At 64.5% G+C, this 14,572-nt stretch carries 14 protein-coding genes; 6 read left to right on the top strand and 8 right to left on the bottom strand.

Annotated elements, in window-relative coordinates:
- Positions 1-3: 3 nt before the first annotated feature.
- The 3 genes from A3E1_RS45565 to A3E1_RS0105980 are packed head-to-tail and all read right to left on the bottom strand — an operon-like array spanning position 4 to position 4,051.
- The gene (locus A3E1_RS45565) at positions 4-1,764 is read right to left on the bottom strand and encodes a polysaccharide deacetylase family protein (protein WP_245571084.1); all 1,761 of its coding nucleotides are present in this window, start codon (positions 1,762-1,764) and stop codon (positions 4-6) included.
- Positions 1,761-2,888, bottom strand: coding sequence for a CapA family protein (locus tag A3E1_RS39145; protein WP_020519840.1), 1,128 nt, complete (start codon positions 2,886-2,888; stop codon positions 1,761-1,763). The genes A3E1_RS45565 and A3E1_RS39145 overlap by 4 nt, the downstream gene beginning before the upstream one ends.
- Entirely contained in the window at positions 2,885-4,051 is a 1,167-nt protein-coding gene (locus tag A3E1_RS0105980; protein WP_026208129.1) for a YncE family protein, read from the bottom strand. The genes A3E1_RS39145 and A3E1_RS0105980 overlap by 4 nt, the downstream gene beginning before the upstream one ends.
- Before the next feature lie 49 nt (positions 4,052-4,100).
- Here A3E1_RS0105980 and A3E1_RS0105975 point away from each other — a divergent pair, with 49 nt between their 5' ends.
- Genes A3E1_RS0105975 through A3E1_RS0105965 form a run of 3 tightly spaced genes read left to right on the top strand, consistent with a single transcriptional unit; the run spans position 4,101 to position 7,478 of the window.
- Entirely contained in the window at positions 4,101-4,859 is a 759-nt protein-coding gene (locus tag A3E1_RS0105975) for a hypothetical protein (protein ID WP_020519838.1), read from the top strand.
- A 46-nt stretch (positions 4,860-4,905) separates the two neighbouring features.
- On the top strand, positions 4,906-5,949 hold the full coding sequence (locus A3E1_RS47900) for a hypothetical protein (RefSeq protein WP_020519837.1): 1,044 nt from the start codon (positions 4,906-4,908) through the stop codon (positions 5,947-5,949).
- On the top strand, positions 5,949-7,478 hold the full coding sequence (locus A3E1_RS0105965) for an alkaline phosphatase D family protein (protein ID WP_020519836.1): 1,530 nt from the start codon (positions 5,949-5,951) through the stop codon (positions 7,476-7,478). The genes A3E1_RS47900 and A3E1_RS0105965 overlap by 1 nt, the downstream gene beginning before the upstream one ends.
- 65 nt (positions 7,479-7,543) lie before the next feature.
- Here A3E1_RS0105965 and A3E1_RS0105960 read toward each other — a convergent pair whose 3' ends face one another.
- Positions 7,544-8,290, bottom strand: coding sequence for an ABC transporter permease (locus tag A3E1_RS0105960; protein ID WP_020519835.1), 747 nt, complete (start codon positions 8,288-8,290; stop codon positions 7,544-7,546).
- The gene (locus tag A3E1_RS0105955) at positions 8,287-9,180 is read right to left on the bottom strand and encodes an ATP-binding cassette domain-containing protein (RefSeq protein ID WP_020519834.1); all 894 of its coding nucleotides are present in this window, start codon (positions 9,178-9,180) and stop codon (positions 8,287-8,289) included. Before A3E1_RS0105955 ends, A3E1_RS0105960 begins: the two co-directional genes overlap by 4 nt.
- A 61-nt stretch (positions 9,181-9,241) precedes the next feature.
- On the opposite strand from A3E1_RS0105955, the gene A3E1_RS0105950 reads away from it, so the two are divergent.
- Positions 9,242-9,814, top strand: a complete 573-nt coding sequence (locus A3E1_RS0105950; protein ID WP_020519833.1) for a TetR/AcrR family transcriptional regulator — start codon at positions 9,242-9,244, stop codon at positions 9,812-9,814.
- Positions 9,815-9,850: 36 nt separating this feature from the next.
- Here A3E1_RS0105950 and A3E1_RS0105945 read toward each other — a convergent pair whose 3' ends face one another.
- Positions 9,851-11,338 (bottom strand): alkaline phosphatase family protein, encoded by a 1,488-nt coding sequence (locus tag A3E1_RS0105945; RefSeq protein WP_157631330.1) that lies wholly within the window; start codon positions 11,336-11,338, stop codon positions 9,851-9,853.
- Positions 11,339-11,395: 57 nt separating this feature from the next.
- Between A3E1_RS0105945 and A3E1_RS39140 the strand changes: the two genes are divergently transcribed.
- Positions 11,396-11,812: an NUDIX hydrolase gene (locus A3E1_RS39140; RefSeq protein WP_020519831.1), complete on the top strand. Its 417-nt coding sequence runs from the start codon at positions 11,396-11,398 to the stop codon at positions 11,810-11,812.
- Here the strand turns inward: A3E1_RS39140 and A3E1_RS0105935 are convergent.
- Positions 11,801-12,874: a DUF5925 domain-containing protein gene (locus tag A3E1_RS0105935; RefSeq protein ID WP_040390583.1), complete on the bottom strand. Its 1,074-nt coding sequence runs from the start codon at positions 12,872-12,874 to the stop codon at positions 11,801-11,803. The two genes, A3E1_RS39140 and A3E1_RS0105935, sit on opposite strands and share 12 nt — an antisense overlap.
- A gap of 83 nt (positions 12,875-12,957) precedes the next feature.
- Between A3E1_RS0105935 and A3E1_RS0105930 the strand changes: the two genes are divergently transcribed.
- Positions 12,958-13,818 (top strand): DUF2268 domain-containing protein, encoded by an 861-nt coding sequence (locus A3E1_RS0105930; protein WP_020519829.1) that lies wholly within the window; start codon positions 12,958-12,960, stop codon positions 13,816-13,818.
- Between the two features lie 17 nt (positions 13,819-13,835).
- On the opposite strand, the gene A3E1_RS0105925 is transcribed toward A3E1_RS0105930, so the two are convergent.
- Entirely contained in the window at positions 13,836-14,504 is a 669-nt protein-coding gene (locus A3E1_RS0105925; RefSeq protein ID WP_020519828.1) for an ArsR/SmtB family transcription factor, read from the bottom strand.
- Positions 14,505-14,572 lie beyond the last annotated feature (68 nt).

Genomic DNA, 14,572 nt, shown 5'->3' with positions numbered 1-14,572 from the left:
GCGCTACTCCTGTCCCGCGTGGACCGGAAGGTGAATGCCGTAAAGCTTCGGGGGATCTACCCCTGGCGGCAAGGCCACCAACGGAAAACGCGGTAACAGGTTCGGCAGGATCGACCGCAGTGCCTCGGCTGATCCCCGGCGATCGCCTCCGCCATCGTGCATGAGGACGATAGAGCCGGGGACGGCACTGCTCGTCACCATCGATGAAATTGCGCGGGCCCCCGGCCGCAGCCAGTCTCTGGGATCGACGTCCCAGTGCAGTGAAGTCATGCCCAGGCTGCGGGCAGCCCGCACCGCGTTGGCGGTCCAGTTTCCGCCAGGGTGGCGGAAGTAGGAGATCCGGGCGCGCGGCGCTGCCGCCCGGATGGCATCGTTCGTGCGCTGCATATCGGCGACGATCGTGGCGTAGGAACGGTTTCCCAGACTGGTGTCGTGTGCCCAGCTGTGATTGCACAGCGTGTGGCCGTCGGCAGCGATCTCACGGACGAGCTCGGGGAATTCAACGACGTTTACCCCGATGACACAGAACGTGGCCTTAACCCGGTACTGCCGCAACGTTTCCAGCACGTCGGGCGTCCACCGGGGATCAGGCCCATCATCAAGGGTCAAAGCGACTTCATAGGTGCCAGTGGTCCGCAGGCTTCCATGCGGGCCATTGGCGTCTTCAGGCAACGGCGGCCGGTCGGGACCCGTGATCGGGTTGAACCGGCTCAGTGGCAACACTCTCTGCGTCACGTTCGGCGCGATTACCAACGGCGGCGGCGCGAGCGGTGCCGCCCGGGTCGGGCTGGGCACCGGATCCGCTGGCGCGGCAACGGGAATCTGCTCCTGGCTTAGATGCGCGACACCAAAACCAATTCCTAGTACGACGGCGACAACGCCCGCCCCGATAGCGACCGGCTTGATGCCGCGCAAAAACTGCCACCCTCCAAAAAGGACGCTCACCTTGGCACGGGTTTCGCTGGACCGCTGCCAAGCCTGTCTCCCCCACTGCCCGAACTTCGGCAGCCAGGTCGCCGCCAGGGCAAGGAAACCTTCGGCGGCTAACCGTGAAACCTGCTTCGCCCTAGCCCAGGCGACATCAAGCCGCTGCTGAAACTGGTGCCCGGCAGGCGTTCGCGGTTCGGCGAGTGCCCGCGCCGCGACCCGCACCTCCCGCGCCGCGACCCGCATATTGGCGACGGTCACGCTGAACGTGGCATCAACAGCGGCGACCCGAGCGCGGAACGTAGCAGCGATAGCGGCGAGCCGTGCACGGAGCTTGCCGGGCGAAGGGAGCGGGCCATCGGGCGGTGCGGATGCGGGAGAGCGCTGGCCGGCGGGCGCGGCGGGTGTGGGTTCTTCGTGCCAGGGCCAGGTTTCGGTGCGTTGCGGCGACGGCGGTGTTGTTTCGGCGGCGCGCAGCTCGGCTTGACGTTGTGCCCACGTGGCTTTGGCGTCGGCTTTCACGTCTGCCACGAGGTCCTTCGCGGCGGCGATCCGCGCCATGGCCTCCGGGACCGCGGCGGCGATCCGGGCTTTTACTTCCGGGACCGCGGCCTCGGCCAGCGAACGTGCCACGCAAACGCGAGCGGCGATTCGGTTCCGGACACCTGGGACAGACCCGATCACGGCACGGCGAAGCGACGTGAAGCCGTCGTGCACTTCGGAGGCTAGCCGCATGCCGTGAGCGACAATCACGGCCAGCCGCCGGGTGACGATAAACAGCAGCTGCCAGAACGCCGTTTGCATATCCGTCCACATGCGACGGAGCTGTTCCTTCATGAGCCGTGCCGGTGGTGTGCGGAGACGAACTCGATCGGTGCTCCCATGGCCCCTGCCCACGCGACGATGCGGTCATAGGCGCGCTGATAGGTGTCGCGCTGTCCACTGGACAGATCCGGGCGGGCCAGTTCAGTGGTCAGGTCAACGACACGGCCCGACGGGTAATACTCCATCCACATGGGAGCGACCTCCACCTTGGACACTTCCCATTTCCCCGGCTCACCACGGCTGAAGGTGTAGCGGGCCGTGTAGGCGTCCTGTGTGTTTTCCGGCGAACCGTCAGGGAAACGCACCATCACGTTGCCCATCCCGTAGGCGACCCACTTACTGCCAATCCTTTCTAGCGGCTGCACTACGTGCGCGTGCGTCCCGACGATGAGATCGATGTCGGGCGAGGCGAGCAGCTCCTGTGCCAGACCGGTCTGACCGTAGTCGGCCTCGTTCATGTATTCCGTGCCCCAGTGCAGGCTCAGCACGACAACCTCGGCTCCCGCGGCTTTGGCACGCTGTGCCTCGCCCAGAATCGCTTGTGTGTCAATGAGGTTGGACGCCCACGGTTTGCCGGGCGGGAGTTCCATCCCGTTGAAGCTAAACGTGTAGGACAAGTGCCCTACGCGTACCCCCTGATGGTTGAGGATTGTTGGGGTGGCGGCTTCCTCGGCCGTCCGCGCGGACCCGGCGTGCCGGATGCCGACGCGGTCAAGGCCATCGAGGGTACGCACGAGCCCGTCCCACCCGTAGTCAATGACGTGGTTGGACGCCGTCGAGCAGCTGTCGTAACCCAGCTCCGCTGAGGTGTCCGCGAGCACCGGCGGGGCGTTGAAGATGGGATACCCGGTCCACTCGTCGCCTGGCGCGGCGAATGGCGTCTCCATGTGGCAGATGGCGATGTCGGCCGCGGAAACCATGGGGCGCAAGGCTTGCAGCACACGGCCGAACCCGCCTTCGGCGACGGCCTGCTCTGACAGCTGCGGCTGTGAGATGAAATCGCCCGTGGCGACCACGGTGAAGGAGGTGACCGGCGCGGGGGTGGGCGAAGCCGCCGTCTCCGAGACGGCTGTTGACGTTGCCACCGTCCCGCAGGCGGTCAGCCCTAACGCGAGTCCCGCTACAAGAATTCTCATCGAATGTTTCCCGTATGGCCGAGCGAATACCTCCCCGGCTGCGGCCAGACGATGAGGCCGTGCGGGCCGGCGCCGACCGGGATGCGTCCTTTCAGCTCGCCAGAAGTGGTGTCGAAGGCATACACCTCGCCGTGATAACGACCAGTGAGCCACAGCGTTTTGCCGTCGGCTGACACTCCACCCATATCGGGGCTGCCGCCGCCGGGGATTGTCCACTTCTCTATGGGCGTCAGCGTGGACAGGTCGAGCACGGTCACGGAACCTTCGCCGCGGTTGGAGATGTAAGCGACTTTCGCGTCCCGGCTGAAGTAAATGCCATGCGCGCCTTTGCCTGTCGGGATATAACCGATGCGCTGCGTCGCCTGGGAGTCGAAGACGTACACACCGTCGGCGTGCATGTCGGCGACGAGGAAAACCGAACCGTCTGGCACGAGCCGGGTGTCCTGTGGCATGCCGTTGGAAACGACGTCAAGTTCGAACAGCCGCAACTGCTGTCCAGAAGCGACGTCGATCGCGATCATCCGGTTGTCGAACTCGCAGCTGGCGAGCATGGTCTTCCCGTCGAGCGTGAAGTCCATGTGGTTGATGCCTTCGCAGTCGGGGAATTCGCTGCTCTTCACGCGTTGCCACGTCTTGGGGTCATAGAAGTCGAGCCGCTGATATGCCTCTGCGACCACGATGGCGAACTGCCCGTCGGGGGTGAAGTAGAGGTTGTACACGTCCTCGATGTCCATGATCTGGCCCGGCTTGCCCGTGACCGGATCGATGGGAAGCACAGCACCACCGGGGATGCGGCTGGACGTGACGTAAAGGGTTCTCATGTCATAGGACGGGACGACGTGCTGTGGTTCCGGCCCGCCGTAGAATTCGTCGATCACCTGCATCGTGTTCGGGTCGATCACATGAACACGGTCGCTGTTGGTGTTCGGGACGTAGACAAGCTCGCGGTCGCCTTTGACGTCATCGCGAAGCATGTTCGGCCCGGCTGCCGCATAGATGTTCTTGCGGTCCGGGTAGTCCGGCATCCCGGCCAGCAGGTCGTTGGGCATCTTTACCGGTGGCTGCTCTACTTGCGGGGCGGCGGGTGGCTCGGGTGCCTTCATCGTTTCGGCACAGCCCGCCAGCAACGACACACAAAGTAATCCAGCCGCTACTCTACGCATAACGGGCATATTGCCATAAAACTCGCAGCTGCCGGACTATTTTCTAGATGTGGGCGCAGGTTGGTTCAGGCATCTCGATGAATCTGGCCGCCTGCCCTTGTTCTGGTTCTTCCTGGGCGTGGTCGTGGGCTTCCTGTTCATCCGGCTTTCGGTGCGGATGATCCGGGCTCAGGTGAAGTGGTGGCCGGGCAATGTGAAGCCGGGCGGGATGCACATTCATCACGTCGTGTTCGGTGTCATCTTCATGCTCACTGGTGGCATCGCCGGGCTAGCCATCACTGGCGAAGAGGTGGTGACGCGGTCGGTTTGCGCCGCGATCTTCGGCATTGGCTCGGCTCTGGTGCTCGACGAGTTCGCGCTCATCTTGCATCTCGACGACGTCTACTGGCAGGAACGCGGCCGCACCTCCATTGACGCGGTCTTCGTGGCGGTGGCCCTGACGGGTTTGCTCGTGCTGGGACTCAAGCCCGTCGCCGTCGATGACGTTCTGCTCGCGCGCGAAGAGGGCGCTCCGTGGCTGCTCGGAGCCGGTATCGGGGCGTTCCACTTAGTACTGGCCGTCATCACCCTTCTCAAAGGCAAGATCTGGACCGGATTGCTCGGGCTATTCGTCCCGCTGTTCCTTTATATTGGGGCATGTCGATTAGGACGGCCCGGGTCTCCGTGGGCCCGCTGGCGATACAAGAACAAGCCGCGCAAGCTAGCCCGGGCGGAGCTGCGGGAGAACCGCTATCGGCGGCCGGTTATCAAGGCCAAGATCTGGCTACAGGAGTTCCTCGCCGGCCGCCACGACTTGCCTCCGCCATAGCCTTTCGTTCACGTGACGGTCACCTGCGCACAGAAGGCTGCCGGGCGTGAGCGGCAATCTGATCACGAACCCAGGCGCGGAAAGCGGCCTCAATGGCTGGACCACATTGGAAGGCCAAGCCGCCGTCATCACCTACGGCGCGAGTGGCTACCCCACCAGCACCGGCCCCGGGCCCACTGACCGTGGCACCAGTTTCTTCGGCGGCGGGAGCGTAGCGCGCACCCGGCTACAGCAAACCATCGCGTTACCCCTGCTGTCCGATGTGGACGCGGGACGAGCGCGTTTCTCGTTTAGCGGCTGGCTTGGCGGCTATGCCGCGCAGGACGATGGCGTGCGGCTATCGGTCGAATTCCTTGACAGCGCGCAACTTCCCCTTGGGGTGGTCGTGCTCGGCCCGGTCACGGCGTCGGAGCGCGGCAACAACACCGGTCTGTATCTGCGGACAGCTAACGGGACAGTGCCTCCGGGAAGCCGGTCGGCGCGCGTCCTGCTGCTTTTCACCCGCACCGGCGGGACCTCCAACGACGGCTACGCCGACTCGATCTCGCTGAGCGTCAGCGTCCCGGGCACCAATCTGCTCACCAATCCGGGTGCCGAAAACGGGCTCACCGGCTGGGTCACGGCCGAGGGTGCGCCAGCCGCGATCCTTTACGACACCAGTGGGTACCCAACGAGCACCGGCCCCGGCCCAGGAAACCGCGGTGCACGGTTCTTCGCCGGTGGCACCGTGGCACGCAGCCGCATGACGCAGACGGTCACGCTGCCCAACCCGGCCGGGATCGACACCGGCACGACCCGTTATGACCTGGAAGCCTGGCTCGGCGGGTGGACCTCGCAAAACGACCGCGCCCAGTTCACCGTCACGTTCCTCAACGCGAGTGGGCAAACCTTGAGCACCGTCGTCCTTGGACCCGTCACCGCGACTGACCGCGGCAACGCCACCGGGCTGTTCCTGCGATCGGCCACCGGGTTCGTGCCCGTGGGCAGCCGCTCGGCCCGCGCTGAGGTGTTGTTCATTCGCGCTGGCGGCAACGCCAACGACGGTTACGCCGATGCGCTTTCGCTCGCCCTGACCCCGGGGAGCATGTGATGACGATCAGCCGGCGCAACCTCTTGCGTGCCGCCGCGGCGGCGGGTGGCTTCACCGCCGCCTGGCCACTCATGCGTCATTTGAGCCCGGCGCAGGCTCATGCCGCGGCCCAGGCCCTTGGCGCCACATGGGATCCGTCGCCGTTTACGCTCGGCGTGGGCTCCGGTGATCCGCTGCCGAACAGTGTCGTCCTGTGGACGCGGCTGGCTCCGTCGCCGCTGGCTGATGTCCAGCCGCTGCCCGACATTGTGCAAGTGGACTGGGCGGTGGCCACGGACGCGGGCATGACCAACGTGGTCGCCACGGGTTCGGTGGCGGCGTCTGTCCTTCTTGGACACAGCGTCCACGTGCTCGTCAACGGACTGTCCCCGGGACAGCGCTACTGGTATCGCTTCTCCGCCATGGGCGTCACGTCGCGTACCGGCCGGACGAAGACCGCTCCGGTGGGCAGCATCAGCCAAGTCCGGTTCGCCTCACTGAACTGCCAGAACTACCAGTCCGGCGAATACGCCGGTATGCGTGACATCGCCCAGGACAGCAACCTCGACTTCGTGGTGCACCTTGGCGACTACACATACGAGGGTTCTGAGCTGGGCACGGCGTATACGCTGAGCGACTACCGCAAGCTTTCGGCTCTGTATAAGGGCGACGCTCTCCTGCGCGACGCGCACGCGGCGCACCCGTGGTTCCTCACCTGGGACGATCACGAGGTCGTCAACGACTACTCCGGCTCAACGGGTTCGGCGACGTTCGTTCAGCGCCGTTCGGCCGCCTACCAAGCCTGGTATGAACACATGCCGCTCGGCCTCGAAGGCGACACGGCGCTGCCCGACCCACAGCTGTTCCGCTACCGCCAGTGGGGTGACCTGCTTGAACTGGTCGTCTTGGATCTGCGGCAGTACCGCTCGGACCAGAACTTGAGCGACGGCACGATTCTTGGTGCGCGCCAACGAGATTGGCTGCTGAACACGGTGACATCACGCAATGGCGGCTGGCACTGCTGGGTGAACTCCATCATGCTTTCGCAACTGCGCGGCTCACCCGGCGGCTCCTACATGTTCACCGACCAGTGGGACGGCTTTCTCAACGAGCGAAAGTCCTTGCTCACCAGTGCTTACAACGCTGGCCTCCAGGACTTCGTCGTCATCACGGGCGACTGGCACAGCGCGTTCATTCAGGACATCCGCCCCGACTTCGACAACCTGTCCTCGCCGAAGTTCGGCACGGAGTTCGTGGCGCACTCCGCCACATCGAGCGCCTACTCCGCGTCGTGGAACGCCACGAACGGTCCCATCATGGGCTCGGCCAACCCGCACTTGCAGTATTTCGAAGGTAACCGTTACGGCTACGACCTCTACGAGGTCACGCCGCAGCGCTGGACCACGAAGTTGCGGGTGGTCTCCGATCGTGCCAACGCCAACGCGACGGTCAGCACGCTGACCTCCTGGCACATCAACCGCGGCACGGCTGGCGCCTTCGAAGACGGTGCCACGTCTGGCTCCCCCGCTCAGTACCGGCGGGCGAGCTGATCCGTTAAGGAAGCCCGCCGCGTGCCTTGCGCGGCGGGCTCAACAGCGGCGGGCTTAGCGGACCGCTAGCGAGAAGCGCCGCGGCGAAACAGCGTGCGGGCCAAGGCATAGCCCACGAGCAGGATCCCCAGACTCCATGCGACTGCGAGCCAGGCTGAGTTGCCCAGTGGCGTGCCCATCAGCAGTCCGCGCACGGTTTCGATGATCGGCGTGACGGGCTGATGCTCGGCGAACCACTGCAACCCTGACGGCATCGTCGACGTGGGCACGAAAGCACTGCTCACGTAAGGCAGGAAGAGGATGAAGAACGGAAACGCCCCCGCCCCTTCCGTGCTCTTGGCGATCAGTCCAAAGCAGACGGACAGCCACGCGATCGCGGTCATGTAAAGCATGAGCACGCCCACGGCACCGGCCCACTGTGCCAAGCCACCCGCCGGGCGGAAGCCCATCAGCACGGCCAGGCCGGCGACGAGCGCGGTCGGCAGGAAGTTGCGTACGACCCCGGCCACCACGTGACCGGTCAGCACACTCGCGCCGTTGATCGGCATGGACCGGAACCGGTCAATGACACCGGTTTGCATGTCGTTAGCGACGCCAAGCGAGGTCTGCGCGGCGCCATATCCCCCGCATAGCAACAGAATGCCGGGGACGACGTAATTGATGTAAGCCGTGCCCGTGGTGATCGCCCCGCCGAAGACGTAAACGAACATCAGCAGGATGGTGACCGGCAGGATCACGCTGAGCAGCAAGGCATCCAGCGATCGGGTGAGGTGCCGCAAACTGCGGCCGGACATCACCAATGCGTCGGTCATGACAGTCTCCCCGTGCCGGTGAGTTGCAGGAATACATCGTCCAAAGTGGGCTTGCTCAAGGAAACCTCCGCGACGCCATCCACCTGATTAACAATTCGGCGCACCTCATCGAAGCTGCCATCCGTGGCCACTTGAAGCGTCAGGTCATCGGCCGAAGCGACGGCGGAAGGCAGCAATGACGCCGCCGCTGCGAGCGCGGCGGGTGAAGTGAACGTCAGAGACAGATGCCCGCCCGCGACACGGGACTTCAGCGATGCTGGTGTCCCCGAGGCGATGATCTTCCCGTGATCCATCACGGCGACGTGCGAGGCGAGCCGGTCGGCTTCCTCAAGGTATTGCGTCGTCAGGAAAATCGTCACACCGTCAGCGGCCAATGTGGACACCATCTCCCAAACCCCTGCCCGCCCAAGCGGATCCAGCCCTGTGGTCGGTTCGTCAAGGAACAGCACCGACGGCCGTGCCAGCAAGCTGATCGCCAAGTCGAGTCGTCTGCGCATACCCCCGGAATAGGTTTTGACTTGCCTGTTGCCAGCATCGGCGAGGTCAAAGCGCGCCAACACTGACGGCACCTCGACTTTCACCCGCCACAGGCGGGCCATCATGCGCAGGTTCTCCGCGCCCGTGAGCAGTTCGTCAACGGCGGCATACTGCCCGGTCAAGCTAATGGCCTTGCGCACGGCGCGTGGTGAGCGCACCACGTCATGCCCCGCGACTGACGCCGTGCCGGAAGTTGGCAGTAGCAAGGTGGACAGGATGCGCACCAGCGTCGTCTTCCCCGCGCCGTTATGGCCGAGAAGGGCGAAGACCTGCCCAGCGGGCACTTCTAGGTCGATGCCCGCTAACGCGGGAACCGAGCCAAAGGACTTCGTCAGCCCATGAACGGAAATCATGCGGGGAACTATACAAGTGTTTAATACATCTGTATAGAACGTACGTGTATATGATCTCCTCGTGGGACATCGCGAACAACTGCTCGAAGGGGCCAAGAAGTGCCTGCTCGAGCGTGGCTACGCCCGGACGACGGCACGCGACATCGTGGCCGCTTCCGGCACGAACCTCGCCTCGATCGGCTATCACTTCGGCTCCAAGGACGCTCTGCTGACCCAGGCGATGGTCGAAGCCATTGGAGAATGGGGCGACGAGGTCGCCCACGCGCTCACGATCGCGCATCAGCAGGATCCGGCGTCGCGCTTCGAGGCGATGATCGCCGGGCTGATCAGGTCATTCGAGAGCCAGCCCAACCTGTGGAAGGCGAGTTTCGAGATCTCCATGCACGCCGAACGCGACTCGGCACTCAAGGAGCAACTGGCTCAGGCGACCGATCTCGGCCGGGAAGGCTTAGCCCAGATCTTCCTCGACACCGAGGACATCGATGTCACGACGAAACGGACCGTGGGCGCGATCCTTTCGGCGATCATCCCGGGCGTCTACAACCAGTGGCTCGTCGACCCGGCGGGAGCGCCCAGCGCCAAGGATTTCGCCGCTGGGCTAAGGCACATCGCCGCCGTCATCAAAGCCGGGTGAGGGGCGGCCCCGGCGAAAGGGCCGCCCACAGGGCGGTTAGCTGATCCGCAGATCGTCGATAACCCAGTACCAGTTGTTGGAAGCGTTGTAATAACGGAACTTCACGCGAACCGACGTCGTGCCAGCCGGTGCCGTCAGCGACAAGGCTTCGACCTTCGCGCGGGCATCCGCGCTGTAGCGCTTCACGAGCACGTCAGCACCGCCGTTGTAGGACACCAGCACGTCACCGGTCTGGCTGCCCTCCTGCAGATAGTGCGTGACGTAACGCAACGTGTAGGCGCCACCCGAGACCGTGAACGCGGGACTGACCAAAGTGGAGTCGAAAGACGTTCCGCCGGACCGGTCAGCGAACTCATCGGAATCGGCGACGGCGAAAATTCCCCGTGTCCGCAAGCCATTCTCGCGATTCTGCGACGATTGCGTACGCGTCCAGAACTCCTCATTGCTAAAAGACCACCCGCGCCATTCGGTCACGCCACCGCTTGGCATGGCGTTTCTCAGCACGCTCCAGCCCGACGGGCCGTTAGGGGTCCAGCCGAGCACCGATGACGCAATGCCGGTCTCGTGCACCCGCGACTGCAATGGCAAGGCGTCGAAGGGATCCGACGAGCGGACGTTCACCGGCTTGCCATCCAGATTCCACGACGGGTCAACGCTCACCCCGAGATGCGAGAAAACCGTTGGGGCGACATCGACTAGGCGGGTGTCGATGGGGCTGATGCCGCCGCCCTTGTTGCTGAGAATCCACGTCCGCCGCTCGTCCATGCCACAGCCGCCGTGGCCACCGCCCGGCACGGCGTGCCCGTGGTCGGTGGTGACGACGATCAGCCAGTCTTCGTTGGCATAACCTGGCCGGGCGGCGACCGCGTCGAGCATCTGCTTGAGCTGCTGGTCCTGCTTGTTGATGGCGTTGATGTAAGCGGAACCGGTGCCACTGGCGTGTGCCACGACGTCAGTGTTACCCAGGTAGACGAACGCCGCGTCCACATTGGTGTCACGCAAGCGGGAAACGGCGTCGTTGGTGACTTTGACGTCTTCGCCCACGTAGCCGTTGGCGTCACCGTCATAGGTGATCCGCGAGTCCACCCCGGCACCGAACGTCCCCTGAGCGTGCAGTGGCTTCCAGTCCAGGATGGACAGCGTCGACAGCGAGGAGTTCACCTGCTCAAGACGGGTCAGGAAGTCGGGGTACGTTCCATATTGCTTGCCGCTGAACGTGTTGTCGCGGACCCCGTGCTTGTCGGGCCACGTCCCCGTAGCGATGGTTGACCAGCCCGGACCGCTGGAGGAAGCAGCGACCGTGCCGCAGTAGAGCAAACTCTGCCCAAGCGTTCCATTCGCAGCCAAACCGTCCAAAGTGGGCGCACTGGCCTCAATGACCTTGGCCCAGTTAAGACCGTCCATGCCAACGACGAGGACCTTCTTCACCGGCGCGGCCGCACCTGCCGCGACACTCGGGATGACCAGCAACGGAGCGGTCAATGCCAGTGCGGCTAGCGCCGCGATGCGTATCTTTGGCAACATACTTGGCAACATACGGGTTAGGACAGCGGGTCAGAATGAACGGCAGGCCTCAGCACCGTGACGTTGACTAGACAAGTTCAGCGAGTCTCCGCCTGCGGCCTGGCCCGCGACGGAGACGCGCTCCTGCTTGTCCACATTGGCCGCAGCGCCTACGGCGACGCCGGCAAGTGGACGGTTCCCGGTGGGGGCATCGAACATGGCGAAGACCCACGCGAGGCGGTCACGCGGGCCTTCAGCGAGCAAACCGGGCTAACCGTCGAGACCGGCCAGCTCCTGCACGTCGGCTCCGACTATCGCCACCTGCCCGGTGGCATTGACTTCCACGGCATTTTCATCGTGTACGCCGTGAGCGTCACCTCAGGTGAGTTGCGTCCCGAGCCTGACGGCGCGGTCCTGTCCCCCACCTGGGTAAAGCCCTCCGAACTGGACAGTCTGCCGGTCCTCGACGCGATCAAACCGGTGCTACAGATATAGCCCCGTCGGCGGTTCCGCGGCCTGATGCGTCAAGTCCGCCGAACCGTTCTTCAGCGCATAGAGTTCCGCGAGCGTCCCGCCACCGTCGCGCACGCCCAACGGCGTGCCCAGCCATGCGACGGATTCCGCATAGGACAGTGCGCCGACCTCAACTTGCGCCAGGCAACGCCCCGGCCGGACGACCGCTGGGTGCAGGCGGGACACCGGCTCGTTGGTCGTCAGGCCGATGAGCACGTTGCGTCCTTGCGCGAGCAGCCCGTCGGTGAGGTTCAGCAAACGGGACAATGCCTGACCGCTGGCCTGTTTGGCCAACGGTGAGATCAGCTCATCGCAATCCTCGATGATCAGCAGACACCACTTGCGTTTGCTTTCCTCATCTCCCATGGCGACGGCCATCAAGTACCCACTGTTGGAAAAGAGGTTTTCGGGGTCAAGAATGCAGTCGACCTGGCACCAATCGCTCCACGCCTGAGCCAGCGCCCGCAGCGCCGTGGTCTTGCCGGTGCCGGGCGGCCCGTGCAGCAGAAGGATCCGGCCCGGAAGCGTTTCGGGCCTGAGGGTCATGAGTTTGTCGAAAGTGGACGCGACTGGCGCGTGGTAGTTGCGGCGGATGAGCTGCCAGTCGGGCGTGGTGATGCGGCGGTTTTGACGGCGTGGGCCGTGTCCGCTCAGATGCCAGAACCCCATGGACACATGGTCTTTGGGCTCCTTGCGCTTGTCCTTGGCGTCGCGTGTGGCTTCCAGCAGAATCCGCGTGGCCAGCTCATCGCTGGTCGCCGTGACCGTCACCTCAGCGGTGTTGCCTTCCCAGCGCACAGCGCGCAGGGTCCAGCCATCGCCCATCACGAGGTGTGCGCGGTGGTTCTTGTTGGTCGCGACTCGTGTGACCTCCCCGGTCTTGGGGCGCAGCGGAGCGTCCTTGAGCACCTTAGACAGCCGGGCGGTGTGCGCGTAGGGCTGCTCGCCCGTGGTGAAGGCAGCCAGAATCAGCGCATCGATGACATCGTGAGGCGTGTCAGAGTCGTCGATGACGGCGTTGAAGGGCAGCTCATGCGTGCGCATCCGTTGATGATCCCGGATGAGGGCCGTGCTGGGCATCTCATTTGTTTGACCCTCCCGTAGCGGGAGGTTTTAGCTTGGGCCACATGGAAATTGACGTTATCGACACGTTCGCTGAACTGTCCGCGCTGATGCGGCGGCCGTTGAGTGAACGTCCCGCCGCGCTTCGCGACCTGCTCGCACCCATGTATGCACATGTGCCCATGCAGGGCGATATTGTTGAGCTGCACCACTTTGGCGGCGGCTGCCGGGTCGACCGTGACGACGATCGCTACCTTCGCGCGCTGGAGCGCCTCGTCGCCGCTGATGTCCGCGGTCAGATCGCACACGCGCTAGACCAAGCGTGGCAACACCTTTCAGCCTCGGTGCCGGGCATCACAGGCCCAGAATCGTTGCGGGTGCTGTTCATGCTCGGCGATCCCGGCGACCCGCATCTGGCGAGCACCGGCGGATATTACGGCATGGGCGGGATGCCCGGCTGGCTCTACCTCATCGGCTGGCCGAGCGATGAGGTCATCGGCAAACTCGCCTACTGCGCCGTGCACGAGTTCCACCACCAGGTGCGTTACCACAACGTCGCGTGGAACCCGATGACCGTGACGGTTGGCGAACACGTTGTCACGGAAGGGCTTGCGGAGGCATTCGTCGAGGAACTCTACGGTGCTGAGGCTCGCGGTCCTTGGGGCCGTTCACTTTCAGCTGATGCCTTCGCTGGCGCGCTGGCGCGCATCACCGCCGACCTCGGCGTGACCGGGATGCAGAACACACCCGCTTACGTGCTCGGCGACGACGCCGCCATTCGCTTCGGCCAACAACCCAAAGGCCTACCACCTTTCGCTGGGTACCCGGTGGGCCTGCACCTGGTCGAAAAGCACCTGCGAGCGACCGGCCTGACGGCAGCCGCCAGCACCATCCTGCCTGCGGCGGAAATCCTCCGCTCCGCGTAAACCTTCGCGGCCTGTCGTTAGGACAGCGATTCGGGGGTGACGCCGAGCAGGCCGGCGAAGGCGGCAGTCCCGGCGGGGGTTAGGCGCAGGGCGCGTTCGGACTTGGTTCGTTCGATCCAGCCGCTGTCAAAGGCGGTCCGGCACAGCGCCGCCCCTGCCGCCCCGGCTAGGTGGAACCTCCGCTCTGTCCAATCCAGACACGGTCTGGCCAGGGTGCGGCGGGTGGCCTGCAGGGCGGCCACGTCGACGCCGACCTGTTCGAGCCAGGCCAGGCCGTCTTTGGTGAGGGCGAAGCCCGAGTCCACGATGAGTTTCTGGCGCAGCATCGCGTCGGAGATGGCTACGCCTAATTCCCCACCGATGTGGTCATAGCAGGTGCGGGCCCGGGCCATCGCGGCCTTGGGCTCGACGGAATCGATATGCGACAGGATGTCTTCGAGCAGGCCAGCCATCTTGCGGTCGGCTAACCGCAGATATCTGTGCCGGCCCTTGTGTTCGTCGGCGAGCATGCCGCCGGCCACGAGCAAAGTGAGGTGGGCGCTGGCCGTTGAGGGTGCCACGCCAGCGTGTTTGGCCAGCTGGCCCATGGTCCAGGGCTTGCCGTTGAGCAGCGCCAGGCACATGGCCGCTCGCGTCTGATCCGCGAGCAGACCGGCGAACCCGGCCAGAGCTGCTGAATCAACCATCCACTCATACTGGGTGCCGATATTGCGGCCGTCAACGAAACGTCGCGAAAAAGGCTCGTTTCATGGCA

The organism is Catelliglobosispora koreensis DSM 44566, from assembly GCF_000379685.1.
GTDB lineage: Bacteria > Actinomycetota > Actinomycetes > Mycobacteriales > Micromonosporaceae > Catelliglobosispora > Catelliglobosispora koreensis.
This window is presented reverse-complemented; position numbering and strand designations above follow the sequence as displayed.

Coding starts and splice junctions, on each gene's coding strand:
- A3E1_RS0105935 (WP_040390583.1), bottom strand. CDS start 12,874: ATGCGCACGCATGAGCTGCCCTTCAACGCCGTCATCGACGACTCTGAC.
- A3E1_RS45565 (WP_245571084.1), bottom strand. CDS start 1,764: ATGAAGGAACAGCTCCGTCGCATGTGGACGGATATGCAAACGGCGTTC.
- A3E1_RS0105955 (WP_020519834.1), bottom strand. CDS start 9,180: ATGATTTCCGTTCATGGGCTGACGAAGTCCTTTGGCTCGGTTCCCGCG.
- A3E1_RS0105965 (WP_020519836.1), top strand. CDS start 5,949: ATGACGATCAGCCGGCGCAACCTCTTGCGTGCCGCCGCGGCGGCGGGT.
- A3E1_RS0105925 (WP_020519828.1), bottom strand. CDS start 14,504: ATGGTTGATTCAGCAGCTCTGGCCGGGTTCGCCGGTCTGCTCGCGGAT.
- A3E1_RS0105980 (WP_026208129.1), bottom strand. CDS start 4,051: ATGCGTAGAGTAGCGGCTGGATTACTTTGTGTGTCGTTGCTGGCGGGC.
- A3E1_RS39145 (WP_020519840.1), bottom strand. CDS start 2,888: ATGAGAATTCTTGTAGCGGGACTCGCGTTAGGGCTGACCGCCTGCGGG.
- A3E1_RS0105930 (WP_020519829.1), top strand. CDS start 12,958: ATGGAAATTGACGTTATCGACACGTTCGCTGAACTGTCCGCGCTGATG.
- A3E1_RS0105945 (WP_157631330.1), bottom strand. CDS start 11,338: ATGTTGCCAAAGATACGCATCGCGGCGCTAGCCGCACTGGCATTGACC.
- A3E1_RS0105960 (WP_020519835.1), bottom strand. CDS start 8,290: ATGACCGACGCATTGGTGATGTCCGGCCGCAGTTTGCGGCACCTCACC.